Source organism: Cohaesibacter gelatinilyticus, assembly GCF_900215605.1.
Taxonomy (GTDB): domain Bacteria; phylum Pseudomonadota; class Alphaproteobacteria; order Rhizobiales; family Cohaesibacteraceae; genus Cohaesibacter; species Cohaesibacter gelatinilyticus.
In genome coordinates this window covers 1,861,340-1,887,266 of record NZ_OBEL01000001.1, presented here as the reverse complement: position 1 = coordinate 1,887,266, position 25,927 = coordinate 1,861,340, and the positions used below count along the sequence as shown (strand labels likewise).

Below are 25,927 nucleotides of genomic sequence, written 5' to 3'. Positions count from 1 at the left end.
TATTGTTCCTTCACGGTAATATCGGACTGGGGGAATTTTTCTCAATCTTGTCGACTATGTCCTTCAGTGTATTGGCAAGAGCCGTCAGTTCTTTCTGGTTAAGGGCTCGACTGGTAAGCTCGTCGTCACTTTTCATAACATCCCTCATGGCAATTTCTGCCAGATCCATACCTTTCCTGGTCAGTTGGACAAGGGAAGAGCGACCGTCTTTTTCATTGGCCATCCGTTCAATATAGCCCCTGGATTCCAGGGTTTTCAGGATCTTGGTCATGCCGCCTGATGTCACCATGATATTCTGGCGGATCTCGGTCGGGGATAAAGGACCAGCCTCAGAACTTACTCTCAATCGCACCAATGTATCGAAAGAGGCATTGGTAAGACCGTGGCGGGCAAGAGCCAAACCTGCGTGATAATCCATCAGATGCTTCAGACGATCCAGGCTCAAGTAAAGATCGGAATTTACATCGGTTGCTTGGGGCCAGTTTTGCTTCATTTCATGTAGAAGTGATGAGAGAGATTGTATCATGGTGAGCTCTTTCCGTCCTGCTACCAGTTGGCTCAGATTATGGGAAGTATGTCTTTGACATTATCACTTGGCAAGAAAATATCTTGCCAGAAAGGTAAACGGTCCTATATGTTATGTTGTCTTTATACCTTTCTGGAAAGGTATCCGGCATACTGGCTATGGGGTAATATCATGAGAAGTTTACCTGATCGTATTCGGCATATGGTCTTGTTCGAGTTCATAGCCATTGGAATTGCCGCAGTGGTAGGCAGTTTTCTGCTTGGTTACTCCTTGAAGGATTTTGGTATTCTTAGCGTTATGCTGAGTGCGTTGGCAATGAGCTGGAATCTGGTTTTCAATTGGGTCTTTGACCATTGGTATCATCGAAAATTTGGCTATGCCAAACGAACGGTCAAACTACGGATTGCGCATTCCCTCTTGTTTGAAGCCGGTATGCTGTTTCTGGGTGTCTGGATTGTTATGTGGTGGTTGGGGATTGGATTCTGGACAGCAATGCTGCTGGATATCGGGTTTGCGGTCTTTTTTCTGGTTTACGCGTTCGTATTCAACTGGGTATATGACGTGGTTTTTCCGGTTCAGAAGAAAGCTGTAGAACCCGCCATATCGGAAGTCTGATCAGTTTGCGGATTTAGGCCGTATACTCATAAATGAGCTGTATTTGGCGTCAAAATGGTCTGATATGGCTAGAAAAAGAGTGAAGGATGGGCTGGTTGCCCATTCAAGCTCTTTGCCGACGTCAGAACTTGACCATTTTGACGTCCAAAGGATAGGGCGATTCTTTCTGCTCACAACGTCGTAAGAGTTTGAAAATGAGCCACATTGTCTTCACTCTTTCTCCTTGGAAGCAGAAAGACTTGCCTCTACCAAATTCACCGCATTTATGAGTCTACGGCCTAGAACAAAGAAAAAGCGCCTTGTAGAGACTATGTCTGCAAGGCGCTTTTGTAATATTGGGCTTGGTGAATGGTGCTAGAAGCTCACATCTTCTGGTTTCCAGCGGTAAATCCAATCAAATTGGCCGAGAAGCTTGCTCTTGGGCATCATGCGCATGGTCATATTGCGCGCAAATGCCATCGCACCGCTCATGTGGTAGATTTCACCATTCTTCTGAGCACGGGCTACGACCTTACAGGCTCTTGGCTTGCGGGCTTTCTCGTAGGCTGCCAGCGCGTTTTCTGGCGGACCGGAGACTTCTGTCAGGGCACGGGCAAGAATCTCTGCGTCCTCAATGGCCATGACAGCACCTTGTGCCATGAAAGGCAGCATGGCATGAGCTGCATCGCCTAGCAGTGCGACCTTACCTTTGGTCCATGCTTCAGAAGGATCGACACCGCAAAGAGCCCATTTCAGCCAATTGTCACGCTCAACGAGCAGGTGCCGGATTTCCTTTGGCCAGCGGGCGAAGCGTTGATTCAACCAAACTGGGTCGCCCTGAGCATTCCAGCCTTCTTCTTCCCAGTCCTCTTGAACGATGGCAACAATATTCATCATATGACCGCCAATGAGGGGGTAGTGAACCAGATGGGCGTTTGGAGCGATCCAGAGATTGACGTTATGACGGCTGATATGTTCAGGCACCATTTGCATGGGCATGGTCGTACGCCAAGCTGTTTTGCCGCTATAGGCAGCAGAGTTGTTACCCATATAGTTGGTACGGATTTTGGACCAAACGCCATCAGCTGCGATTAGGGCGTCAGCTTTGAAAACCAATTCTTGGGGATTCGAACCATCAGGATTGGTTTTACGGCAAATGATTGAGACGCCGTCATCAGACTGGTCAACGGTCTGGACCTGATGATAGTCCAAAATGGTGATTTTCTTCATTTCCCGCGCACGATCATATAGTGCGCGCTGAATGTCAGCGCGATGTATGACCATGTAGGGAGAACCATATCGTTTGGTAATGTCCTGAACATTCAATTCGGAGAGGAGGGCGGCAGATGTGCCGCTCCTGATCTGGATTTTGGGAGGGATGACCGCTTGATCATCCATTTTCTCCCAGACATTCCAGCTTTTGAGAATGCCGGTTGCATTGGGGGAGATCTGAATTCCAGCTCCAACCTCGCAAAGGGCCTTTCCGCGTTCAAGCAATGTTACATCAATATTTCTATGGGCAAGCGCAATGGCGGTAGACAGGCCGCCTACACCACCACCTGCAATGATTATGGAATGTGCTTTGCTCATTTTGTAAGTTCCGCTTGCTGCCCGTCACCTGTTGGGCATTTGTAAGAGGATAACAGGTTGCAAATCAACTGGTACTGATCGGGGATGTCACAGCCAACTTGAATATCTGCCTCTGGAATCTGGCGGAGCTTATCGTGCGGGTAGACTATTCGTCTTGATGAAACACAAGATTGTGCGAGTTTTCGAGATTGCCGATAGCCGAAATGCCGCAGGAATGTGTTTCTGCGGCATCAAAAATCTTGATGCTTGAAGCTCATTTTACTCGTGAAAGCAGCCATCTGGCTTGCTCTGAGTTTCTTCCAGATCGGCATTGTATTTGTAGAGTGTAGAGCAATATGGGCAGAGCACTTCAGTCTCGGCGCCCATGTCCAGGAAGATATGAGGGTGATCTTGTGGTGGAGTGGCCCCCATGCACTGAAATTCCTTCACACCGATTTCAATGATGGAAACGCCTTCATCATTCTTGAAGTGCGGAATCGCATGTCCGGCCATCTGATCACACTTTCTTTTTGTGTCTCGAAAGGCTGTAACCTCAGGGGTTTGCTCCGCCTTTGGACAATTTGGTCCGTGGATGGTTAGCCCATCCGAATTTGCAGCGACAATATAGTTTGTCGATTAGGAATCCTAGTCTCAATGGTGTAATTCCTACAAATTGATGGCGTTTTCCCCTTGATGGGGACGAGGGTGGGTCGGGTCTTTTCCTTATTCGTGCAACCCTCTATGCTGAATAGACTTCCAACTGACACTTACGTTAGCGTAATAGTATGGCATATTTTACTTCAGACGGTCATGAGATCTCTTATATTGACCGAGGACAGGGCAAACCTGTTCTGTTGATTCACGGCTTTGCATCCAGCAAGGATGTGAACTGGGTGCATCCAGGCTGGGTTAAAACCCTGACCGAAGCTGGATATCGCGTGATTGCGATAGATAACCGTGGCCACGGGCGCAGTGCAAAGCTGTATGATCCAGCCCTCTATTCTTCGCCAATCATGGCTGAAGATGCCAAGCATCTGCTTGATCATCTTGAAATTGATCAAGCCTATGTCATGGGCTATTCCATGGGTGCCCGGATTTCTGCTTTTTTGAGTCTGAAATATCCTGAGCGGGTCAAGCGTGTTGTCTTTGGTGGCCTGGGTAGTGGCATGATTCATGGTACTGGTGATCCTGCTCCAATCATTTCTGCATTGGAAGCGGAAGATCCTGCCAGTATCAATCATGTGACTGGTAAGGCGTTCCGTACCTTTGCTGATCAAACGGGAAGCGACCGTCTGGCTTTGGCCGCCTGCATGAAATCGGCTCGACAAAAAATTACGGTTGAGGAGCTTGCAGAGCTATCCGTTCCGGCTTTGGTTGCCGTTGGTACACGAGATGTGATTTCAGGCAAAGCTTCGGAATTGGCGGATATTCTTCCCTCTGGTGAAGCTGTTGATATTCCAGATCGTGATCACATGCTTGCGGTGGGTGACAAGGTCTATAAAGAAGCTGTTTTGGAGTTTTTTGGTCGGGATCAATAACCCTTGATGTTGGCCAGAAAAGATGAATGAGGGGAGGCTATCTTGGCTGAAGCACTTGAATTTGAGGGCACTGAAGGCAATCGATTGGCTGCAGATCTACGAGGATCAGAGGGGCAACCCGTCATTCTTTTGCATGGTGGTGGTCAGACCCGCCATTCCTGGAAAGGGTCTGCCCAGCAATTGTCGGAGCGTGGGATGCGGGCCATTACCATTGATCTGCGCGGACATGGGCAAAGTGACTGGCTAAACAGCGGTTATTATCGCTTTAGAGATTATGCCGCTGATGCAAAGGTTGTGTTTGAACAGATTGAAGTGCAATTTGGTGTGAAACCGATAGCGGTCGGGGCTTCTCTTGGCGGAATTTCTTCGCTTCTTGCAGAAGGGGAAGCTGCAGATGCTCTTTTGAATGGTTTGGTGTTGGTCGATATCACCCCGCGTATGGATCCTGGTGGTGTCAGTAAAATTCTATCTTTCATGGGCGATCGGATCCATGATGGTTTTGCGACAATTGAAGAAGCTGGTGAAGCGATTGCACGCTACCTACCTCACCGGGTCAAGCCAACATCTCTGGATGGATTACGCAAAAATCTTCGCCTGGGTGAGGATGGTCGCTATCGCTGGCACTGGGATCCAAGGTTCCTGAACGGACCAAATTCTGTTCATTCTGATCATGAAGAGAGTGAACGACGGCTTGTTGCTGCGGCCAGGAATTTACGTATTCCTGTCCAACTGGTGCGTGGGGGCAAGTCTGAACTGGTCAGCAAGGAGCATGCCGATGAGTTTATGCAGATGGTGCCTCATGCGCTCTATTATGACGTCAGTGAAGCCGGGCATATGGTGGCAGGGGACAAGAATGATGTCTTCTGCCAGGCCGTCCTGTCCTTTGTTGAGCATATCAAGGCGGCCTGATCATCTTTGCTATCTCTCATTTCCTTGGAAATAACTTCATCATGTGCCAGAAAAGATTGGTTTTCGTTTTTCCATGAATGCTTTGCGGCCTTCTGCATAGTCGTGACTATCGAAACAAGTGGCTGCCATGGTGCGAAGCTGATGGATATCGATGCTGTCGCGTTGTCCGACTGCTCGATTGATACCTGCCTTGTGGTATTGGGCGCTCAATGGGGCAAGTTTGGCGATGGTTTGGCAATATTTGTTTGCTTCATGCTCAAATGCTTCATCTGTAAAGATTTCATTGAGAAATCCGATATGTCTGGCTTGTTCAGCATCATACACCTTGGCAGTTAGATAGATCTCCTTGGCATTGGCAGGGCCAACAAGATGAACGATATCCTCAATGGCATCAGTCGGGTAACCAACACCGAGCTTGCCAGCCGGGATGCCAAATTTGCCAGATATATTTGATAGACGAAGATCACAAGCTGCGGCCAAACCAAATCCTCCTCCCATGCAGAAACCCTGTATGAGAGCAAGTGTCGGCTTTTTGACATTGCGTATGGCACGATATGCTTCGGCATTCATATCGTCATAAAAGGTTGCACTTTTGGTATCGCCGCGGACTTCTTCAAATTCGGAAATGTCAGCACCCGAGACAAAAGCGATATTGCCAGAGCCGGTCACCACGATCAGATGGATTTGTGGATCTTTATCCAGTTCCTCTATTGCATCTGGGATGGCACGCCACATATCAAGTGACATGGCATTTCGCTTTGAAGGATTGTTGATGACAAGACGACCGATCGGTCCGTCGCGCTCAATCAAGATTTTGTCATTGATGCTGTTGGTATTTTGGGTGTCTGGCATGGTTATGATATCGTGTTAGGCTGAAAGAGAGAATTGCACGTCTGTGCTTTGACTTTTGCGCTATTGTTGGGCAAAAGATCGATAATGAGAAGTCGGGATATAGGCTAACAGGTTCTCTTGAATATGTGCATGGCTTATCCATGATGAAAAGGTGAGGCAAATATGAGTAACAGATCATTACAGCACGCTCGTGAGGACGAGATCCAGGTTGTGGACCCTGTCTGGCACCGTATTCGTCAGGAAGCGGAAGATGTCGTGAAAGCGGAACCCGCCCTCAGCTCATTCATTTTCTCTACCATTCTGAGCCATCGCCGTCTGGAAAATGCCGTCATTCACCGGATTGTGGATCGTCTGCATAATCCGGCACTGGATTCGGAAGTTATTCGTCAGGCTTATCGTGAAGCATTGGAGAGCGATCCATTTATTGCGACCGCGTTGCGCGCCGATATCATCGCCGTGGCTGATCGAGATCCGGCATGTGATCGCTATATTGATCCGATCTTGTATTTCAAAGGCTTTCAGGCCATTCAGACGCATCGGTTGGCCCATTGGCTCTGGATGAATGGTCGAGAGGACTTTGCGCTTTATCTCCAGTCTGTCATATCGGAAGTCTTTCAGGTTGATATCCACCCGAAGGTGCGGGTCGGAAAGGGCATCTTCCTTGATCATGCCACAGGCGTGGTCATTGGCGGAACTGCGGTTCTGGAAGATGATGTCTCCATCCTGCAAGGTGTGACCTTGGGTGGTACCGGCAAGGAAGGTGGGGACCGCCATCCAAAGATTCGTCGCGGTGTCCTGATCGGGGCTGGAGCGAAAGTGCTTGGCAATATCGAGATTGGTCATTGCTCTCGAGTGGCGTCTGGTTCTGTCGTTCTGAAAGATGTTCCAGCCAACAGTACAGTTGCCGGTGTGCCTGCCAAGATCGTCGGTCAGGCTGGGTGTGCAGAGCCTTCGCGCAGCATGAACCAGATGCTCGGAGATGGTATTTAAGGAGTGTAAATGCCTTTCAACAGGCCAGAGCTGTTGCCAGAATTGCAATCCATACTTGTCAAACAGGGACGAGTATGGTGCTGTGATGAGGAAATGGTGGGTCAGCAAAAAAGGTGCTTTACTCTCATCTATCGCTGTGCCAATCAGCACTCCACTGATGAGCTGACTAATCGGTCGGACTGTTGTGATTTTGCAGGAGGCAAATTTGGATAAGAACGAGCTGGATAAATTGCAGACCTATATGCGTCGTGCTTTGCAGTCCCCAAATCTTGAAGTACGCGCTCGTCCGCGTAAAACCGATAGTGCCGAGGTTTATGTTGCCGATGAGTTTGTGGGCGTCCTGTTCAAGGATGATGAAGATGATGATCTGTCCTACAACTTCTCCATGGCTATTCTGGACTATGATCTGGAAGAAACTTGAGGAACATCACGAGATTTCGTTGAAGAATCAGCCCCTGATGCCTTTGGTGTCGGGGGCTTTTGTATATCTTCTCTCTCTATTGCAGATCAAAGCTCCGGCTATTATTGAACAACAAAGGAATTGAGCAATTGACCGGTTGCCAGATCCAGCTCTCGCCAGTTTTTCAACATGCCAAGGCGAAAGCGGTAGCTGGCTTGGAGACCGTTCTTGAGCAGGATTTCACGCAAGCAAATGGTTGGAACCTTGGGTTGGGGTTGAAAACAACGCACCACATATGGCGGGTTTTCATCGGGCTTGAAATAGACGGTTTCGCCCGCATAGCTCGATTTTTCATTCATCTTGAAGCCAATCAATTTGCCCGGCCCCTTGCTTGGGGTGCCGATGAAATGCTGGCTATAGACTGAATAGAGGCGTTCGGATGATGAGATATGTTTCTTTGGGCTGGAAAGATGGATGAAAACCAGTTTGGACTCTTCTGATATTTCGGTGAATGCCAGTTGATTGTCCAGATTATACCCTTCCAAGTCGGGCCAGCGAAAGAACAGGTCCAGACTGGCTTGGGGTTCACTTGTTCGTTGCGCTTCCTGACGTATCATATTTTGGGGAAGCTGCAGACTGCTATTCGCGATGTTGATGATGATGGGCGTAGGATCGCTTGTATATGAGCTGTGGCTGAACAGGCCTTCCGAGTGACGAAAAAAGCGACTGGTGATGAACAGAACCGTTATTCCAATGAGTCCGAAAACCAGAATGAAGAAAATCCATCGGTGAGGTGGGGTAGGTTCTTGCAACCCGTTGCTCATCTGGTTCCGGTCCTTTCCATTGTTTGGTCGATGGTCAATTGCATATGATCTTTCCCAGTCTTAACAGAAAATGAATGAAACGGCATAGCCCTTGCAATGAAGAAAGGCACAGAAATGCTTGTGCCAATCTGGCACAGACGTCTGGCTTGTATTGCGTAAAGGACAGGCAAAATGGGACAGGAAATGTTTGCTTTGGTGTATGCCAGCTGTATCGGCTTTGTATGTGCTGGTATTTTGGGAAGTTTGTATCAGTTGATTTCAGCCCGACCGGTGCGCTTTGTTGTATCTGTCGAGAGTTGGTTCAGTGCATTTGCATCTATTTTGCTCTGTGTCTTTGCTGGACCGTTTATCATCATGCGGAATGCTCTACGCGGGCGTCGCATTGAGCATCGTCCGATTGGTTGGCTATTTGGATCATCTGCAATTGCTGGCGTTTGGAGCGCCTGTTCCGGTATCTTGGTTTTGAATATGATTCTGGCTGCTCAAACTGTTGTCGGATGAACCTTAAGATCTTGTGATACAAAAGAGGGGGGCGCACGGTGCCTTTGTTTCAACTTGATGATGAAAAGCCAAAACTGGCGGGAGATGGACGATGCTGGGTGGCTCCTAATGCGAGCCTGATTGGCAAGGTGGTGTTGGAAGAAGATGCCAGTGTCTGGTTTGGAGCTGTGTTACGCGGTGACAATGAAGTTCTACATGTAGGAAAACGCAGCAATATTCAGGAAGGTAGTACCCTGCATACCGATATGGGGTTTCCGCTCACAATCGGGCAAGATTGCACGATAGGGCACAATGTCATCCTGCATGGTTGCGAGATTGGTGATAACAGCCTTATCGGTATGGGTGCGGTTATTTTGAATGGTGCGAAAATCGGCAAAAATTGCTTGATTGGAGCGAAAGCCTTGATACCGGAAGGAAAGGTTATTCCTGATAACTCGCTGGTTATGGGAATGCCTGGCAAAGTGGTGCGGGAATTGGACAATGATGCCATCAAAGGGTTGACGGCATCCGCTGTACACTATGTCGAAAATTGGCAACGTTATGCCAAAGGTCTTGTTGAAATTTCAAGTGGGGACTGATTCTCCCTAAAGGGAAAGGGAGCGGGCCAGTCGTGGGGACGACTGGCCCTATGACCTGACAATAACGGACGGGTTGTGGGACATGTCAGGCCAATTCCTTAAAGCGAGCTGTGCTTTAGGAGAGAGGTTTAACGTAGGGCTATGGTGGTGCGGTTATCCTTGATGCTTGTCCAACTGGAAGGATTGAGAGATGCCTGACGTTTGATGTAGCGATACGGGGTTTTGTTCCACGGCAAGATTCGAGGATCCTGGTTATCCAGGATCAGATCACCACGATCTGTGCGAACAGTCAGGACAGCGTGACCTCCGCCATTGGTTTGTTTTACCACGGTCAACAATAGTGCGGTTTCAGGCCAGCCAGCATTGATCAAAATGCGGCGCTTCAGAAGTGCGTAATCTTCACAATCACCTGCAGATCCTGGATAGGTCCAATATTCTTCCGTGCGATATTGTTCCTGATCTGTGACAGGACGAATGGTCTGATTCACATGGCCATTGATGTTGATCAGCTGAGACCAATTGTCTTTGGTTAGCTTGATGGCACGGTCCTGACTATAAGTGGTGCCGCATTCAGCTGGATTATTCCGGCAAAAATTTACATGACCAATTGGTGCTGATGTTTTCTGTCCGATCTGCATGAATTCGGCGTAACCCCGTGCCGTCGCAGTTCCGGAAAAGCTCGTTGCACTTATGATAATGCTTAAAGCCAGTGTAATCTTTTTTATTGTGGTTTTCATGTCCGTCTCCCGTGTTGTAGGGAGATTTATAGAAGTATTCGATTGAGTTTATTCAAATATCGGCAGGTTGTTTTTAGTTGAATTGAATGATAAATATCAGAAATATTTGATATTATTTATCTTTTATTTTATTTATATTTAAATAAAAACATATTATACTTATATTCAAATTTTCTTTTCATTGGATATTGATTTGAATCGAATGAGAGTCAAATTTCGTTAAAGTTTGAGCAAATGTGAGAGAGTGGCTGATTTCTGCCAGAGTTTGGCTGCTCGGATGATATGAAATAGAATGAGAGGCCTGCTCCTATTGCTCAAGTAACGACGCAAAAGGCCTGGTGAAGTGAGTAAAAAACTTGCAGAAACTTCGGCGAGCAGACGCTTGAAATTGGCTTGCTGGTGGCATCTTCCAGAAAATTATGAAGAATGATGGCTGAAAATGCTGCGGAAAAAAGATGAAAAAAATTGATTTTTTCTTGTTTTAGTTTGGGGATTTGCTCGTCAAGCTATGGGGGAAAACAGTTTTTCTGATCTCATCGTAATGTTTCAGGTTGTGAGATGACCACGAGCAGGCCTATTGAGGGCAGTGGGGTGCCCTCATGTTAGAAAGTCAATTGGGTAGATTCGATTGGAAATCAGATCAGATTGTTGTCGAGGTTTTCGTCTTCCTGAAGAGCAGCAAATTCAATTGCCAAACCATCTTCAAGATGTCGAACGACCTGCGCTTGGATTTTCCCGATTGTGATACGCTTTCCAATGGCAGGACGAACCTTGGTTTTCAAGGCTGCACCAGACAGAGACAGATCCAGAACACGGCACATATGCTCAGACCCATCATCCATAACGAGTTTGGTGATTGGGTTCTTTGGCGTACGACGCTCGTGGCGGCGGTCTTCGGGAAGATTGAGGATATGTCGGTTTGCCAGCCAAGTGAGCTGGGACGCAAGTTTATCTCGTTTGCGCAAGGTCGCATCGAGCGCAACAGCAAAGCCGCCCTCAATTTTGCGTACGATTTTTCCTTCAATACGACCAATGTGATCTATATATGCAATGATGCGCTCGCCAATTTCGCCACGAACCGGAGCGATCATGGCCAGGCCACCTGGAGACATATTGATGACTTGGCAGGGATATTCTTTTTTATTTTCCAGCATGAAACGACCGAGTAAATTGACCTGAACGCGCGAGTGGCGCCGACGTTCGGTTACTCGGGGCATGACTGAGTTTTGCAATACCGCTGACATGTCTGAACTGTATTCCCGGAAAAACTGTTGGCAAGACGGGCAATAATGGCTTCATCCTAGCCCCCCTATGGTTAACAAAGCCTTTTGCCAACAGATACTTCTCGCTTCAGTTCAAGTCTTTCTTGGTTGTCAATGATCAGTTTGCCTTGCCGCCGTCAAAAACCATAAGATGACCAACTCTTTTTTGCGGCCTCGCAGCCACTGAGGGCAGGGTTCCGGTCGGCATGATATTTTGTTTGGCAGGTTCTGCTTGGTTGGGATTGCGCATGAAAGAAGGGCGCTCGTCCGGCCAGATCAGGCGGAGTGATTTGACGCTCAGTTCTTGTAATGGCCAAATACCAATCCAGTAAGGCATGTCCAGAGGGCTGGCTGCTCCCAGGATTCGGGTCTTTGGTTGGCCATAGTGGCGCAATGGAAGCAGGATTGTTTCAAACTCCAACGTTTGATCACGCTCTGTTTTGCCTTCAAACCCGATTACCGCTGCAGCTTCATCATCAGCCACTGCAGTGAGCAGGATCTTGATGCTGGCAAGATCTTCTTTTTTCCATAGACCAAGGAAGTTACGGCCCTTTAGTTCCCGACAAAAAGAACCACATAGACGTGTTCCGGCCAAACGGAAGGTTTGGCTGTCTTCGTCATTATATTCCAGTATGAAGGTATCACCCAGGATCGCGTGAATTTCTGCCGGGTCAATATCGCTGCGCTCAGGAGCGGTGCGTCCGCCACGCAAACCATCCCAGTAGGTATAGAGTTCTCGGGTCACCTGATGTTTCATTGTCGGTCTCTTTTCGCAATTTGTCTCGGCTGATGTTTCAGATTGAGACAATGAAGGCCTGTATCTCCGTTTTGGCTTTAGAGATTGCATGCTTCATGCCAAGTGAGATTTGCGACGAAATTGGCAATTGTCTTTTGTTGTTAACCTTCTGCTTTCTGTGGATTTTGAATAAGCGTTTGAAATAATGAGGTGAATTTGTTCCATGATAAGATCGCAAGCGCAGGGGTTAACCTTAATATTGCTTTAGACTTGTCTGGATGATATTGGGCGTGTAAACAAAGCCTTAACAGTTTCCTCGACGTTTGCATCGGACTCCAAATTGATCAAGCGTCGCGGCTCTTCAAAACTTTCCCGACGGAATTCGGGAGGCGTCAGCCACTTGATTTGATCCGTAAGAGATTGAACAGGTGGCTTTTTTTTGCCCTTTTCTCACCATCATGTGATTGATGAAGAAGAATGCATTGCGTCACATGCTCTTGATGGAAGTTTCTTTACTTCCAATATGTGATGATGGGCAGAATTAATCGGATCAGGGGTGAAAACCCAATAAGGAGAGAGAGTATGGCGCGCTTTGGTGGCAATGGCGGCGGATCCTGGAATATGCCGGACGGAAAACCCTATCGTGAACCCATGTTCAATCTCCCTACCCCAATTCTGTTTTTGGGTGGGCTGATGGTTGCTATTCATGTTGTTCGGGAATTTCTGCTCTCTCAGAAGCAAGATTTTGATATATTGCTGACTTTTGCCTTCATTCCCGTACGTTTCAATGATGCTGTAGCAACCGGATTTTCCTTTCCCGGCGGAGTATTTGGCGATATTTGGACTTTTGTCAGTTATGCCTTTCTGCACGGCAGCTGGATGCATCTTATTCTCAATCTGGTTTGGATGGCTGCCTTTGCTACCGTTGTGTTGCGAAGGATCGGTACCAGCCGGTTTGCTGCATTTTTTGTGGTGACTGCAGCTGCGGGCGCCTTGGTGCATTTCTTCTTCCACTCCGACAGCATGTCGCCACTGGTTGGTGTCTCTGCTGTCCTGTCTGGTGCCATGTCAGCTTCTGCCCGTTTTGCCTTTAGCGGCTATGGGTCTTGGGCCACAGCATTGCAATCTACCCATAGGCAGCCATGTCTGACCTTGGAGCAACTTCGCCATAATCGGCAAGCAGTCAGTTTTCTGGCTGTGTGGTTGGCTCTTAATCTAATATTCGGGCTGTTGTCTATTGGTGGTGGTGGTGCCTCCATTGCCTGGGAAGCGCATCTTGGTGGATTTGCAGCTGGTCTGTTTCTATTTCCATATTTTGATTCTTTTTCACAAGGGCCGAGAAAACCCAAAGAACCGAAAAAGAAGAAAGCGGATCATTCTCATATTCGTGTGATTAAGTAGAAACCTTGAGACAGAGTGGCTGTTTTCTGCTCTTTTTTCTTGGCAACTAGCCTGTCTGGGGATTGTTTTAGGTTCCTTATTCATCTTGATTGCATCTTTTGGCCAGCATCCGCATAAGTTTGGCTTTGCGCTATTGTCTTCTGTGCCAAATCGTCGCAGACTTTCAATCAGGGAGTGATCGCTCCTGCAATTGGTTGCGATTGCGCCTTGGTTAAGAGGAAGCGATTGAGCTCGACCATAGGTTCCGCTCAGGGCTTCCTGAAGTAGCAAAGGAGGACGCCGATGACTGTCGCAACAATTCTTGATCGCAAGGGCCGGGATGTATTTACACTTGCGCCACAAACTCCAATATCCCAGATCGTGGATTTGCTGTGCGAGAAGAAAATTGGTGTTGTCATGCTGGCCGAAGAAGGCAAGTTGTGCGGTATCCTTTCTGAACGCGATATCGTTCGTGCCTTGGCCAAAGAAGGTCGAGATGTTCTGAGCCAGCCTGCTTCTGCTCATATGACTGCAGATGTGATTTGCTGTGCTGAAAATGAGACGGTTGTCTCTGTGATGGAACGTATGACAGCGGGCCGTTTCCGTCATATGCCTGTTCTTGAAGGGGACGAGCTGATTGGCCTCATATCGATTGGTGATGTGGTCAAACACCGTATCGAGCAGACCGAGAAAGAGGCCGCTGATATGCGCGCCTATATCGCAGCAGGATAAAAAAGTTTCCGCTGATTTTCCGGACCAGTCATGAAGACTAAAAGCAGGGCTGAAACCCTGCTTTTTTACTATATTGAGTTGTATGGATCAGTAATATCGGGAATTGTAGTAGGAGACATTTGTCCTGATACGGCATCCACGCCGTTTTTCCTGAGCCTTGATTCTTGCCACACGTCGATGTTCGGCTTTACTCAAGCGGGCATTATTTGTGTAACAATCCGCATTATCGAAATAAGTTCGGCCCAGCCGACTTTTGAAACAATAGCCGTTGTTATCATAGATTGTGTTGCGGCCAACCCACAAATCGAAACAGGATTGAGCCATGGCCGGGGCGGGAAGAATAAGCAGAACGGCCAGACAAAGTGTGCGCATGTTCATGATGGTCCTCCTTCATAAGCCTGCTAGTGATGTGATGTGTCAGGCATTCCATTACCAAGTGTGTGATGATGAGGAGGTGTTGTCCATGTGGTATTTGGACATGCTACATTTGTGCTATGGTGGTATAGGTAATCAAGCCTTCATATCCTGGGAAATTTCCCGGAAATCCTCGATGACCTTTTGTGTTGCCAGATAGCCTGCTTCTATCGCTTCCCGGGCACGATGGAATTCGAACATACCTATCTGATCCACTCTTGGGCTGATCATGATATCCGCTGGATCGCCTGCAAGGCGAGAGCGGGTGATCCTGTCCTGAATGATGGTATATGCATCAAACATGACAGAGGAAATTCCGGGGGTCGTATCATTGCCAAAAAAGATGGACTTGAAGCTCGGCAGGTTTGCTGATTGTGCTTTTACTGTGTCATCTTCTTCACATGGTTGAATAACCTCGTGAGGGTCGTCGACATTAGGAATGATGGAGCCACGACCAAAGGATGCATCGCTCAAATTGACTGCCAATACTATGCGAGCTCCCATGGCGCGGGCCAGCGATACCGGCACCGGATTGACCAACGCGCCGTCCACCAGATAGCGTCCATTGACAGTAACCGGATTGAAAATTCCGGGTAGGGCATAGGATGCCTGCATGGCTGTGACCAGATGTCCACGCCGTAACCAGATTTCGTGGCCGGTTGCCAATTCAGTTGCAACAGCCATGAAGGGTATCGGCAAACCCTCGATCGATGTGTTATCCAGATAGCGTTCAAGCAGCTTGATCAATCGCGAACCATTGATGAGGCTTTTGCCTGAGAAGTTGACATCCAAAAGACCCAATAACCGTCTTCGTGTCAGGCTTTTGGCGAATTCTTCGAGTTTGTCGAGGTGACCAGCTGCATAGCAGCCGCCGACGACAGCGCCAATGGATGTTCCTGTGATGATGTCAGGTTTGATACCAGCTTCTTTCAGAGCATGAAGAACTCCGATATGAGACCATCCCTTGGCTGCTCCGCCACCCAGTGCGAGGCCGATGGTTACCTTGGGTAAGCAAGGAACTGTCTGGTCCTGATCTGGAATAGCCTGATCATTCTCCGGCTTGGAGCCATTGGAGAAATAATCAAAGACTTGGGTAAGCATGATGATCTCCTTTCTTACTATTAAGATAAGAGATCGGGTTTCTTAAACCATTAACAATTGCTGATTTCTTCTCACTTTGATGTGAGACACAATTGTATGCCAAGAGAGGATCCTGGGTAAGTCTCTATTTTTTATAGACTTCCTTAGGATCAAAGAGCGGGCTTTCTTCTTTGAAGCTCAAATTGGTTTGACCGTCCTGTAGCTCCGCGGCGCGGTAAAAACAGGATTTGAAGCCCTGATGGCAATTGGCAGTTGCCCCACGTGTACGAACTTTCAACCAGACAGCATCCTGATCACAATCAGTGCGCAACTCGATCACATCTTGTACATTGCCACTTGTTGCGCCTTTGTGCCAAAGCTCCTGACGGGAGCGGCTCCAATAGTGGGCTTCCTTGGTCTCCAATGTGAGACGAAGACTTTTCTCATTCATGAAAGCGAACATCACCACATCACCACTATCGATATCGGTGACGATAGCGGGGATCAACCCATCAGAATCAAACTTTGGCAGGAAATGAGTACCCAGTTCGATTTCATCTTTGCTTTTGTCAGCTTGAGGATCGAAAGGTGCGCACATGATTCTGCCTTTGGGCTCTTGATGAGGGCCAATGAATATGAGGGAGTAGAGGTAGGTGAGGGTGGGGTGCTTAGCGCACACCCACCAAGGTCATGAACCGGTCTTGTTTGGCCATATCATCTTCAAACACGCCGGTAAAAGTCGTGGTGACGGTAGAGACGCCCTTTTTCTGAACGCCACGCATGGACATGCACATATGTTCTGCCTCGATCATCAATGCGATGCCGCGAGGATTCAGGGTCTTTTCGATCACTTCGATGATCTGAGCAGTCATGGTTTCCTGTGTCTGCAGACGACGGGCATAGGTATCGATAACCCGTGCGAGCTTGGACAGGCCAACAACCCCGTCAGACGGGTAATAGGCAATATGGGCCTTACCGACGAATGGCACCATATGATGCTCACAAGCAGAGAAGAATTCCACATCGCGCAACAGGACCATGTCCTTGTAACCATTGACTTCCTTGAAGGTACGCTTGAGTGGTTCAACCGGATCTTCCCGATAGCCACGGTAAACTTCTTCGTAAGCTTTGACAAAGCGGGCAGGTGTGTCGAGCAGACCTTCTCGATCGGGATTGTCTCCAATCCATTCAATCAGAGTACGGACGGCAGCTTCAGCTTCCTGCCGGGAAGGGCGTTTTCGTTCTGTCACTGTCTGTCCCTGAGCTGGCCGGCTAGACGTATCCGTTTTGATAATAGTATCCATGACCGAGCAATGCTCCTTTCATTCTCCCGCTGGCTGCGGTTGTTACGCTTCCTGGCGCACAAAATTTCCACCAAATGGGTCTCTCGACCATAGTTTAAGCATTCCTGCTTCGTCGAATGGTCGGGATGCGACATCATGCACTTTTTTAACCGTTTGTCAGTAGCAAAAACGCGTTATTCTAAAGTAATGTTATAACGTTTCATTTTTATCAAGTTTGACCAAAACCAATTTTGATCGAAAAGGCTATGATATCCTTGTCTGTCTCCCCATATAGGGTTTATAGGGAAGATTGATAGTCCCGGATCAACGAGACACAGCAAAACAGGCGTAATTTCTATGTTGGATGCCATCTATAACAAGAAAATTCTGGAATTTGCGGGCAATATAGAAAGACTTGAAAGGTTGGAAACGCCGCAAGCTTCGGCGCGCGCGCATAGCAAGCTGTGTGGATCGACGATTGATGTGGATCTGATCATGATTGACGGCAAGGTTGTGGATTTTGGTCACAAGGTCAATGCTTGTGCATTAGGGCAGGCCGCTGCCAGTGTCATGGCTCGCAAGGTTATTGGTCAAAGTGGAGACGAGTTGCGGGACATTCGCACGATCATGCATTGCATGTTGAAAGAAGGTGGTCCGGCACCGCAAGGATATTGGGAAGATTTGAAATATCTTGAGCCAGTCAAGGACTATCCAGCTCGTCATACTTCCAGTCTTTTGATCTTTGATGCTGTGGTTGATGCGGTTGAGCAGATAGAGCGCGGTGAGGCGCAGTAAGTTATGAACGGGCGCCTCATGCAGTTGTTGTGCTATTTGCGCCCACGCTATTGGGCCATTGGCTTTATCAAGCTTTATCAGATTTTTCTCTCGCCCTTCATGGGGAGAACCTGTCGTTATGGACCGACCTGCTCTCACTATACGGTTGAAGCGATAGAGCGCTTTGGGTTCTGGGCTGGAGGCTGGATGGGGCTTTCTCGTGTTTTGCGGTGTCATCCTTGGGGACAGAGCGGATTTGACCCGGTTCCGGAGCTGTTGCCTCCCGGCTCATGCTGGTATAAACCATGGTCTTACGGTTTCTGGAATGGGGACCATATTGATCCGGCAACCCGGCTGGATATCCCAAAAGACTGAATCAGAACGCTTTGTTCTGGACTGAAACATTAGCTTACCTGTGTTGTATGCAGGAGTTGAGCAGGAGGACCTTGATGGTCAATCTTACTTTTCCCGATGGATCTGTGCGCGAATATGAAGCTGGCATCTCCGGTGCCGAGGTCGCTGCAGGTATTTCCAAATCTCTCGCCAAAAAAGCCGTTGCTGTTAAACTGGATGGTGAGCTGACCGATCTGGCAGAAGCGATTTCTGCCGATGCTGCCATCGAGATTGTAACCCGAACTGATGACGATGCGCTGGAACTGATCCGCCATGATGCGGCTCATGTGTTGGCTGAAGCTGTGCAGGAATTGTTCCCTGGCACGCAAGTTACCATTGGCCCGGTTATTAATAACGGCTTCTATTATGATTTTGCTCGTGAAGAGCCTTTCACCATGGAAGATCTGCCTGTCATTGAGAAGAAAATGGCAGAGATCATTCAGCGTAATGCACCTTTCACCAAAGAGGTGTGGAGTCGCAATGAAGCCAAGGAGTATTTTGCCGCCAAAGGCGAGCATTATAAAGTTGAGCTGATCGACGCTATTCCTGAAGATGAAGATGTAAAAATCTACAAGCAAGGCGAATGGCTGGACCTTTGCCGTGGTCCACATATGGCTTCCACCGGACAGGTCGGGTCTTCCTTCAAGCTGATGAAGGTCGCCGGTGCCTACTGGCGTGGTGATTCCGACAATGCAATGTTGAGCCGTATCTATGGTACTGCCTGGGCGTCTGATAAGGATCTGAAGGCCCACCTGCATCGTCTGGAAGAAGCTGAGAAGCGTGATCACCGTAAGCTCGGTCGCGAGATGGATCTGTTCCATTTCCAGGAAGAAGCGCCTGGTTCCGTTTTCTGGCATGAAAAAGGCTGGACCCTGTTCCAGACTTTGATTGCCTACATGCGCCGTCGCCAAAAGGAATGGGGCTATAAGGAAGTCAACAGCCCGGACATGATGGAAAAGACACTTTGGGAACAGTCCGGTCACTGGGAGAAGTTTGGTGAGAACATGTTCACCACTCAGACCCCGGATGAGCGTGTTTATTGTTGTAAGCCAATGAACTGTCCGGGCCATGTTCAGATCTTCAAGAATGGTTTGAAATCCTATCGTGACCTGCCGCTGAAGATTGCCGAGTTCGGAAAGGTGCATCGCTACGAGCCGTCTGGTGCTCTGCATGGCATGATGCGTGTGCGTCACTTCACTCAGGATGATGCGCATATCTTTTCTGCTGAAGATCAGATCACCGAAGTCTGCGTGGATATGAACGAGCAGATCATGTCCATCTATAAAGACTTTGGCTTTGAAGACATCCGCATCAAATTCTCTGACCGCCCTGAAAAGCGTGTTGGATCTGATGACGTGTGGGATGCCTCAGAAGCGGCCTTGAAAACTGCTGTGGAAGCTGCTGGTCAGGATTATACTTTCAATCCGGGTGAGGGGGCTTTCTATGGTCCGAAACTGGAGTATGTATTGCGTGATGCAATCGGTCGTGATTGGCAATGTGGTACCGTGCAGGTCGATTTGAATCTGCCTGGTCGCCTTGGTGCCTTCTATATCAACACCGCTGGCGACAAGGTATCGCCTGTGATGATCCACCGTGCCTTGTTTGGTTCTCTGGAACGATTCTGCGGTATCTTGATCGAGCATTATGCTGGTCACTTCCCACTATGGCTCGCACCCTTGCAGGTAGTTGTTGCTACCATTACTTCCGGTGCTGATGACTATGCGCGTGAAGTGAAAGAGAAGCTGACGGCAGCTGGGCTGAATGTGGAACTGGATCTTCGTAATGAGAAGATCAATTACAAGGTTCGTGAGCATTCACTGGCCAAGGTTCCGGCCCTGTTTGTGTGTGGAATGAAAGAAGCGGAAGAGGGGACGATTTCTATCCGTCGCCTTGGTTCCAAGCATCAGACCTCCATGTCATTGGACGAGGCAATCGCCGCGTTGCAGGAAGAGGCTATTGCCCCAGATCTTCGTCGAGCGCGTGATGCCTGTCTGGCTGATGCAGAGGCTGCAGAGTAAGTTCTTGCTCGAAATCAGCAACAAGAAAGGGCGTGATCAAAGATTGCGCCCTTTTTCTGTTGTATTAGAATTGCTTGTATCCATTTGATCGGAAAATGATTCAGGGTGACGCTGCCATGTTTTGCGGAGTTTACTGCGCTTTGATAGCCAGCACTTCGATGTCACGGTTAAGGCCCGCATCCACTGCAAAATCGCGGTTATAGATTTCCTCTCCCTGCTTGGCTATGGCGGTATAGTCGCCTGCGGCAAGAGCAAGGGTCGGAAAGGCACCAATGGCACGTTTGACCAGATCTCCACCAGGGGTGAGAACGGTCCATACCGTGTTGGCCAAAGCTTCGCCGCCGGGCTCGGATACCAGGCGTAGTGTAACCTTTGCTGCATTGTGAATCATGGTCACTGTCACCAGATCACCTGCCTGCACTTCCACATCACCACGCACCTTGGCATTGGCATCGCCATAAGATGAGACAATGTGATACGTGCCTTCGGTCAGTTTGACCACCTGATTACTCTGAATATTGGGAGCAATCAGTTGTTGGCTGCCATCAGCATTTGGTTTGGTATAGATATTGAAACGAAGCAAGCTGCCATCGAGGCGAATGTCACCTGCAGCTACAGCAGCAAGTCGTAGGCCACCAGCTTGCAGGATGAAGCTTTCGCTATAGTCACCAGCTTTGGGCAGAATGATGCGTTTGGTCAAATTGGCGTAACCATATCCTGCATAGACGATATAGCGGCCGGGTTTGAGGTCCAGCTCCAATGCGCCACCATCACTGTTGTGAATCATCGGCATGCGGCCTTTGTCGTCTTTCTTCTCTTCAAAGATACGCCAATTCATGCCGCGTTGAAGTGGTTGGCCAGTCTGGGTCAAAAAAGCCGCCAATTGAATGCGTGCTATACCACCTGGCTGAATTTGTGGAGTCTTTGTTGCGACGGTTTGTGTTGGTGCAGCTTGCTGGGTGCTGGGTGGTGTTTGTTCGGATGCTGTCTCGGACAAATTTGAGTTCTGGTCTATGGAAGCTGTTGCACTATCAGCAAGGGTATCTGTTTCTGTACCAATGGCCTGTTGGTTGTCAGATGACTGGTTCGGAGCATCTGGTGATGCTGAATCTGTTGTCCTTGCTGCTTTGGGTTTTGGTGGTGCCAGTTCTTTGGGCAACTTCAGATAAGAACGCGGAGGCGGTGCTCCTCTGGTCTTCTTTTGCAAGATATTGCCCAGATTCATGGGGGCATTGTTTGACTGGGCCGTACTTGAGACAGCTGAGCCGAGGATGATGCACAGACAGATTATTGGGATAATCAATTTTTGATAGGCTGATTGTATTTGTAATCCGACCATTGCCGCCATTGGTCCCCTGATATTCACGAATGTTACTGGTTTGACTCGCACCTTCTTGGTTAATGCATATTGAACAGAAAGACCATGGTATTTTGGGGGCAAGGGCGGATTGAGATCAGGAATATTGTCTGTGGACTGTGGATTTTGGGATCCTGGCGACCAAGACAGTCATGGATCGTACTTGAATGGTTTTATGAAATGGAATTGCCATAATTATATCGGCGATCCGTCTTTTCACGTAAGCATGGCTCCCCTATGGTGCAGTTGAGGACCGGATAATACTTGAGGAAACAATCTCAATGTCTGAAGTAATGGATTATCTGCTGGCGAGACGAACCTTGCCAGCAGCATTTTTGGGTGCTCCTGCTCCGTCGGATGAGCAGTTGGAGCGTATTTTGACGGCGGCCGTTCGTGCGCCGGATCATAAAAAGCTGGAACCTTGGCGCTTGATCAAGTTCAGTGAGGCTGGATGCAAGCGACTTGGTGATTTGCTGGAAGCGCGCTGGAAAGAAATTGAGCCTATTGCTGACGAAGCTCGTTTGAAGTTGGAGCGGGAGCGTTTTGTTCGTGCGCCGATGGTGATTGGTGTGGTCTCTATCATCAAGGATACCAACAAGGCACCAGAATGGGAGCAAGTGCTGTCTGCTGGCGCTGTTTGCATGAACCTGGTCCATGCAGCGCATGCGGAAGGCTATTCGGCTCAATGGCTCACCGAATGGTATGCATTTGATGAGAAGATACTGGCTGATCTTGGTTTGGAAGATGGAGAGCGTATTGCGGGCTTCATTCATATCGGTACACCGGAAGCACCAAAGAGTGAGCGTCCTCGCCCGGATCTTTCTCAGATCGTCCAGACTTGGGGTGATTGATGTTCTATCGCACAAATGAAGCGCATGGTTTGCCGCATGATCCTTTCAAGGCCTTGGTGGCACCGCGTCCCATTGGCTGGATCAGTACGCAGGGGGCTGATGGTGTGGCCAATCTGGCTCCCTATAGCTTTTTTAATGCCATCTCATCTCAACCGAATATCGTGATGTTTTCGTCGCAAGGACGCAAAGACAGTCTGGCCAATATCGAGGATAGTGGTGAGTTTGCTTGTAATCTTGCCAGCTATGATCTGCGCAATGCGATGAATGCGTCAGCTGCTATGGTTGAAGCGGATGTCGACGAGTTTGAGCTTGCCGGTCTGACCAAGCGGGACTGTCGGTTGATTGCTGCACCCTGTGTTGCAGAGAGCCCGGTCGTGATGGAATGTCGTCTGCTCGAAGTCATCAGGCTGGATCGGTATGAGAATATTGAAACGCCTTATCAGATGGTTCTGGGTGAGGTGATGGGGATTTTCATCAAGGATGAAATGATTGTCGAGGGGATCGTCGATATCACCAAACTCAAACCTCTGGCTCGATTGGGGTATAAGGACTATTCGGTGGTTGATGCGGTCTTCTCAATCGAGCGACCGAAATAAACTGTACCAATCTTGTTGCCATTGGTGTTGAAAAGGCCCGAAGAGAAATCTTCGGGCCTTATCTGTTTGGAGCGGAAATGATTTTGGTCGATTCTGAATAAATTGATTCAGTTAGTTCAGATTTTGATTCAAGATCTGTTTAGTGTGCAGATTTTGATTCAAAAAATAGTTTTAATCGACTGAAATTCCTGCTGATTTTGCTCGTTGAAGCACAGTTTCTGCGCGACGCAGATGTGGTCGATCCAGCATCTCGCCATCCAGTCCAATCACCCCGATATCTCCTGCGTCGCCAAAAGCCGCGATGATGCGTTTTGCTTGACTGATGGCGAGGTCTGATGGGGTGAAGACGTCATTGATGATAGAAACCTGTGCCGGATGAATTGCCATTTTGCCGGTGTAGCCATCTCGTCGGGCGGTTGTGGCCTCAGCACGCAAGCCGTCCATATCACGGAAATTTGCATAGATGGAATCGACTGGTTGAACCCCGGCTGCGACAGACCCAAAGAGGCAAAGTTCGCGCACCAGCTTATAGGGACTGGTGAGATTGCCATCATCGTCCTTATTGGTTTCTGCGCCCAGGTCAGCCGAGAGATCTTCCGCGCCCCAAGTGAGAGCGGACAGACGTGAACTTGAGCCGCCATAGGTTCCAAGTGTGAATATAGAACTGGCGGTTTCAGTTGCCACTGCCATCAATTTAATGGAACCTTCCGGAATGCCCGCCAGGGCTTCCTGTGCTGTCACCTTGGCATCAATCCGGGTGATGCATTGACCTGAGAGAGTCTTGGGTACCATGATGCCATCTGGTGCTGCCGGGATAATTTCGGTCAAATCTTCATCGGTCAGTCCGGTGTCCAAAGCGTTGACGCGCACGAAGAGAAGAGGGCGGTCTTTCTGATCACGATTGGTTTTGACGAAGGCGGCGGCAATCTTGCGTGCTTCAGCCTTATTGGATAATGCGACGGAATCTTCCAGATCAATCAGTAGAACATCGGCTTCGGATCCCAATCCCTTTGCAAGCTTTTTCTCGCTGTCTCCGGGAACGAAAAGATATGAGCGCATATCAGGCATCCTTCGTTTTCATGAAAGCCTGACGTGTGCATTTGGCGACCAGAACATCGTCCTGATTATAGGCACGATGTTCAAAGGTTACGATGCCAGCCGTTGGACGGGATTTGGACAGGCGCTTGTCCTTGATTGTTGTTTCAACCCGTATTGAGTCGCCCTGATAAAGCGGATGAGGGAAGAAGACATCGGTCATGCCCAGATTGCCAATGGTCGTGCCGATGGTTGTGTCATTCACAGAAATTCCGATCATCAGGCCTAGCGTGAAGAGGCTGTTCATCAATGGTTGCCCCCACTCGGTTTGGGTCTTGCAGAAATTGGCATCAATATGCAGAGGCTGGGGGTTCAGCGTCATGTTGGAAAAAAGCATATTGTCCATTTCAGTCACGGTACGGGTCAGTTCGTGATTGATGGTGGCGCCAACTTCAAATTCTTCAAAATACAGGCCAGGCATATAGATCTCCCTTTCGTTTGGCGCAGTTTACGTAAAAGTAGAAGTGTAAGGCAATGAGCTTTTGGTGTTATTGAGGAATTCTGCGAATTTTCTGGTAGTGATTGGTCTTGCAAAAGCGATGGATCGTAATTGTTAATGGAAGATTAACCATATTTCTTCACATTTGTTAATGAATAGTAACCGTAGAGAATCGTGGCTGTCTTGTTGGGCTGTCGCTGATCTTATTGGAGATCTGATTTGGTATCTTCCGTATCCTCCCCGATAGCAACGACCAATCGTTTTGATGCGGTTTTTGCCGAAGCGAGCAGAGCGACGGGTGCCAATTTTGACTTTCTTCTGGCAACTGCGAAGCGCGAGAGCGGATTGCGTTCAGATGCCAAAGCTCCCACTTCTTCTGCGACCGGTCTTTTCCAATTTATTGAGAGCACATGGTTGGAGACAATGAAGGAGGCGGGGCCGTCTCTCGGGTTTCAGCATGTTGCCAATAAAATTCGCAAAGTTGGTGAGAATTACGTTGTTCCCGATCGTTCCGAGCGGCGGGAAATTCTCAACATGCGTAAGGATCCGAAGGTATCAGCGCTGATGGCTGGGGCCTATGCTCAGAAGAATGAAGAGCAATTGACCGGTGCTTTGGGGCGTAAACCAAAGAATGGTGAGCTTTACGCAGCGCACTTTTTGGGGGCAAAGGGTAGCGCCAAATTGATCGGATTGTCGGAGAGTCGACCGGAAGTTGCTGCTTATCGAGCCTTTCCCAGTCAGGCTCAGGCCAATAAAGGTGTTTTCTATCATAAGAATGGACAGGCCAAGAGTGTACGTGAGGTTTATGATAATCTGGTAGCAACCGTGCCCAATGGTGCCGAATTTGCAAGATCTGATAGTCGCTTGGTGCAAGCCAATGTTCAACCCTTGCAATATGTTGACAATCTTGGTGATCGGTTTCGCAAGAAAAACTCCGAATTGGTGTCTTTTATGTCTCAATTGGACACATCTCCGGTTCGACGGAGCCGTTATGGAGGTGAGCTGGAGGCATCGGATGTTGCGGCGGCAGGCGGCAGGCGTTCACGCTATTCCCAACCGGAGAGCATTACAAAGTCTTCCGTGAATGCAAGCGATGAGATCACTAATCACGGATCCTCAATCTCTCCTGCACCGGTGAATTTGTTGCCAGATGAATTGACAATATCCCGTGAAGGCGAGATTCCTGTTGTGCCGAAGCCAAAACCTGCGGGATTGGCTCATGCTGGTCAGCGTTTTGCTGAACTGATGGAAGGGGCCAAGGATGCGGTTCTGCGTGAAACACGCGTACCTGGAGCAGAAGGGGGTGTCGGTGCAATCGATCTGACACAATTTCTGAGTGGTACACAGATTTCTGATAAACCCAAGGGGTGAACGTATCCCCATTCTTTTCAAAAGCAGAGCACTTTGTTTTCTGCGCTTTATTGGGGTGAAAATTCAGCCAGCGGAAATTAACAAACATGGTGAACTGATCGTTAAGGGTTGCTGATCCACAATGGTGT

Annotated in this window: 30 protein-coding genes; 16 read left to right on the top strand and 14 right to left on the bottom strand. The window is 48.6% G+C overall.

The genetic code is table 11. From position 1 onward, the window contains the following. Window positions 1-10 precede the first annotated feature (10 nt). Window positions 11-526, bottom strand: a complete 516-nt coding sequence (locus CRO57_RS08520; protein WP_097152838.1) for a MarR family winged helix-turn-helix transcriptional regulator — start codon at window positions 524-526, stop codon at window positions 11-13. A 171-nt stretch (window positions 527-697) separates the two neighbouring features. On the opposite strand from CRO57_RS08520, the gene CRO57_RS08515 reads away from it, so the two are divergent. Continuing rightward, window positions 698-1,141 (top strand): PACE efflux transporter, encoded by a 444-nt coding sequence (locus tag CRO57_RS08515; protein ID WP_097152837.1) that lies wholly within the window; start codon window positions 698-700, stop codon window positions 1,139-1,141. Between the two features lie 354 nt (window positions 1,142-1,495). Here the strand turns inward: CRO57_RS08515 and CRO57_RS08510 are convergent, their stop codons facing one another. Further along, window positions 1,496-2,710 carry an FAD-dependent monooxygenase gene (locus CRO57_RS08510; protein WP_097152836.1) on the bottom strand — a complete coding sequence of 405 codons (1,215 nt, stop codon included), beginning with the start codon at window positions 2,708-2,710 and terminating at the stop codon, window positions 1,496-1,498. Between the two features lie 258 nt (window positions 2,711-2,968). Then, window positions 2,969-3,202, bottom strand: coding sequence for a zinc-finger domain-containing protein (locus tag CRO57_RS08505; RefSeq protein WP_097152835.1), 234 nt, complete (start codon window positions 3,200-3,202; stop codon window positions 2,969-2,971). 272 nt (window positions 3,203-3,474) lie between these two features. Between CRO57_RS08505 and CRO57_RS08500 the strand changes: the two genes are divergently transcribed. Next, window positions 3,475-4,227, top strand: a complete 753-nt coding sequence (locus CRO57_RS08500; RefSeq protein ID WP_097152834.1) for an alpha/beta fold hydrolase — start codon at window positions 3,475-3,477, stop codon at window positions 4,225-4,227. 42 nt (window positions 4,228-4,269) lie between these two features. Further along, a complete protein-coding gene (locus CRO57_RS08495; RefSeq protein WP_342068274.1) occupies window positions 4,270-5,136 on the top strand; it encodes an alpha/beta fold hydrolase in 867 nt (288 codons plus the stop codon). Between the two features lie 39 nt (window positions 5,137-5,175). Here the strand turns inward: CRO57_RS08495 and CRO57_RS08490 are convergent, their stop codons facing one another. After that, window positions 5,176-5,988 carry an enoyl-CoA hydratase gene (locus CRO57_RS08490; RefSeq protein WP_097152832.1) on the bottom strand — a complete coding sequence of 271 codons (813 nt, stop codon included), beginning with the start codon at window positions 5,986-5,988 and terminating at the stop codon, window positions 5,176-5,178. 162 nt (window positions 5,989-6,150) lie between these two features. Here CRO57_RS08490 and cysE point away from each other — a divergent pair, with 162 nt between their 5' ends. Both cysE and CRO57_RS08480 read left to right on the top strand, forming a co-directional pair. Further along, window positions 6,151-6,978, top strand: a complete 828-nt coding sequence (gene cysE, locus CRO57_RS08485) for a serine O-acetyltransferase (RefSeq protein ID WP_097152831.1) — start codon at window positions 6,151-6,153, stop codon at window positions 6,976-6,978. Window positions 6,979-7,183: 205 nt separating this feature from the next. Further along, window positions 7,184-7,399, top strand: a complete 216-nt coding sequence (locus CRO57_RS08480) for a DUF3126 family protein (RefSeq protein ID WP_097153296.1) — start codon at window positions 7,184-7,186, stop codon at window positions 7,397-7,399. Window positions 7,400-7,500: 101 nt separating this feature from the next. Here the strand turns inward: CRO57_RS08480 and CRO57_RS08475 are convergent, their stop codons facing one another. Continuing rightward, window positions 7,501-8,202 (bottom strand): hypothetical protein, encoded by a 702-nt coding sequence (locus CRO57_RS08475; protein WP_097152830.1) that lies wholly within the window; start codon window positions 8,200-8,202, stop codon window positions 7,501-7,503. A 171-nt stretch (window positions 8,203-8,373) separates the two neighbouring features. Between CRO57_RS08475 and CRO57_RS08470 the strand changes: the two genes are divergently transcribed. Together CRO57_RS08470 and CRO57_RS08465 are read left to right on the top strand one after the other, a co-directional pair. Beyond that, window positions 8,374-8,703: a DUF6949 family protein gene (locus tag CRO57_RS08470; protein ID WP_097152829.1), complete on the top strand. Its 330-nt coding sequence runs from the start codon at window positions 8,374-8,376 to the stop codon at window positions 8,701-8,703. 38 nt (window positions 8,704-8,741) lie between these two features. Beyond that, on the top strand, window positions 8,742-9,281 hold the full coding sequence (locus tag CRO57_RS08465; protein ID WP_097152828.1) for a gamma carbonic anhydrase family protein: 540 nt from the start codon (window positions 8,742-8,744) through the stop codon (window positions 9,279-9,281). A 128-nt stretch (window positions 9,282-9,409) separates the two neighbouring features. Here CRO57_RS08465 and CRO57_RS08460 read toward each other — a convergent pair whose 3' ends face one another. From CRO57_RS08460 to CRO57_RS08450, 3 genes are all read right to left on the bottom strand, one after another. Next, complete coding sequence (locus CRO57_RS08460; RefSeq protein WP_097152827.1) at window positions 9,410-10,018, bottom strand: transglutaminase-like cysteine peptidase; 609 nt, start codon at window positions 10,016-10,018, stop codon at window positions 9,410-9,412. 635 nt (window positions 10,019-10,653) lie between these two features. After that, a complete protein-coding gene (locus CRO57_RS08455) occupies window positions 10,654-11,235 on the bottom strand; it encodes a PilZ domain-containing protein (RefSeq protein ID WP_244580035.1) in 582 nt (193 codons plus the stop codon). A gap of 163 nt (window positions 11,236-11,398) precedes the next feature. Beyond that, window positions 11,399-12,037, bottom strand: coding sequence for a PAS domain-containing protein (locus CRO57_RS08450; RefSeq protein ID WP_097152825.1), 639 nt, complete (start codon window positions 12,035-12,037; stop codon window positions 11,399-11,401). A gap of 561 nt (window positions 12,038-12,598) precedes the next feature. Here CRO57_RS08450 and CRO57_RS08445 point away from each other — a divergent pair. The 3 genes from CRO57_RS08445 (at window position 12,599) to CRO57_RS25110 (ending at window position 14,524) form a co-directional block, all read left to right on the top strand. Beyond that, window positions 12,599-13,417 carry a rhomboid family intramembrane serine protease gene (locus CRO57_RS08445; protein WP_244580034.1) on the top strand — a complete coding sequence of 273 codons (819 nt, stop codon included), beginning with the start codon at window positions 12,599-12,601 and terminating at the stop codon, window positions 13,415-13,417. 282 nt (window positions 13,418-13,699) lie between these two features. Next, entirely contained in the window at window positions 13,700-14,128 is a 429-nt protein-coding gene (locus CRO57_RS08440) for a CBS domain-containing protein (RefSeq protein WP_097152824.1), read from the top strand. A 30-nt stretch (window positions 14,129-14,158) separates the two neighbouring features. Next, window positions 14,159-14,524: a hypothetical protein gene (locus CRO57_RS25110; RefSeq protein ID WP_244580033.1), complete on the top strand. Its 366-nt coding sequence runs from the start codon at window positions 14,159-14,161 to the stop codon at window positions 14,522-14,524. 114 nt (window positions 14,525-14,638) lie between these two features. Here the strand turns inward: CRO57_RS25110 and CRO57_RS08430 are convergent, their stop codons facing one another. From CRO57_RS08430 to folE, 3 genes are all read right to left on the bottom strand, one after another. Further along, a complete protein-coding gene (locus CRO57_RS08430; protein ID WP_097152822.1) occupies window positions 14,639-15,643 on the bottom strand; it encodes a patatin-like phospholipase family protein in 1,005 nt (334 codons plus the stop codon). 124 nt (window positions 15,644-15,767) lie between these two features. Beyond that, a complete protein-coding gene (gene hisI / locus CRO57_RS08425; RefSeq protein ID WP_097152821.1) occupies window positions 15,768-16,220 on the bottom strand; it encodes a phosphoribosyl-AMP cyclohydrolase in 453 nt (150 codons plus the stop codon). Between the two features lie 70 nt (window positions 16,221-16,290). Next, window positions 16,291-16,926, bottom strand: coding sequence for a GTP cyclohydrolase I FolE (folE, locus tag CRO57_RS08420; protein ID WP_097152820.1), 636 nt, complete (start codon window positions 16,924-16,926; stop codon window positions 16,291-16,293). Window positions 16,927-17,262: 336 nt separating this feature from the next. On the opposite strand from folE, the gene CRO57_RS08415 reads away from it, so the two are divergent. The 3 genes from CRO57_RS08415 to thrS all read left to right on the top strand — a co-directional run bounded on the left by CRO57_RS08415 (window position 17,263) and on the right by thrS (window position 20,090). Next, entirely contained in the window at window positions 17,263-17,700 is a 438-nt protein-coding gene (locus CRO57_RS08415) for an iron-sulfur cluster assembly scaffold protein (RefSeq protein WP_097152819.1), read from the top strand. Window positions 17,701-17,703: 3 nt separating this feature from the next. Then, complete coding sequence (yidD, locus tag CRO57_RS08410) at window positions 17,704-18,054, top strand: membrane protein insertion efficiency factor YidD (protein WP_097152818.1); 351 nt, start codon at window positions 17,704-17,706, stop codon at window positions 18,052-18,054. A gap of 74 nt (window positions 18,055-18,128) precedes the next feature. Further along, a complete protein-coding gene (thrS, locus tag CRO57_RS08405) occupies window positions 18,129-20,090 on the top strand; it encodes a threonine--tRNA ligase (RefSeq protein WP_097152817.1) in 1,962 nt (653 codons plus the stop codon). Window positions 20,091-20,220: 130 nt separating this feature from the next. On the opposite strand, the gene CRO57_RS08400 is transcribed toward thrS, so the two are convergent. Further along, window positions 20,221-21,297, bottom strand: coding sequence for a hypothetical protein (locus CRO57_RS08400; protein ID WP_141401204.1), 1,077 nt, complete (start codon window positions 21,295-21,297; stop codon window positions 20,221-20,223). Between the two features lie 431 nt (window positions 21,298-21,728). Here CRO57_RS08400 and CRO57_RS08395 point away from each other — a divergent pair, with 431 nt between their 5' ends. Beyond that, window positions 21,729-22,298, top strand: coding sequence for a nitroreductase family protein (locus tag CRO57_RS08395; RefSeq protein WP_097152815.1), 570 nt, complete (start codon window positions 21,729-21,731; stop codon window positions 22,296-22,298). Continuing rightward, a complete protein-coding gene (locus tag CRO57_RS08390) occupies window positions 22,298-22,894 on the top strand; it encodes a flavin reductase family protein (protein WP_097152814.1) in 597 nt (198 codons plus the stop codon). The genes CRO57_RS08395 and CRO57_RS08390 overlap by 1 nt, the downstream gene beginning before the upstream one ends. A 171-nt stretch (window positions 22,895-23,065) precedes the next feature. Here the strand turns inward: CRO57_RS08390 and CRO57_RS08385 are convergent, their stop codons facing one another. Together CRO57_RS08385 and CRO57_RS08380 are read right to left on the bottom strand one after the other, a co-directional pair. Continuing rightward, window positions 23,066-23,953, bottom strand: coding sequence for an HpcH/HpaI aldolase/citrate lyase family protein (locus CRO57_RS08385; RefSeq protein WP_097153294.1), 888 nt, complete (start codon window positions 23,951-23,953; stop codon window positions 23,066-23,068). A 1-nt stretch (window position 23,954) separates the two neighbouring features. Then, window positions 23,955-24,410 (bottom strand): MaoC family dehydratase, encoded by a 456-nt coding sequence (locus tag CRO57_RS08380; RefSeq protein ID WP_097152813.1) that lies wholly within the window; start codon window positions 24,408-24,410, stop codon window positions 23,955-23,957. A gap of 237 nt (window positions 24,411-24,647) precedes the next feature. On the opposite strand from CRO57_RS08380, the gene CRO57_RS08375 reads away from it, so the two are divergent. Next, entirely contained in the window at window positions 24,648-25,799 is a 1,152-nt protein-coding gene (locus tag CRO57_RS08375) for a lytic transglycosylase domain-containing protein (RefSeq protein ID WP_097152812.1), read from the top strand. The last annotated feature ends 128 nt before the right edge of the window (window positions 25,800-25,927 follow it).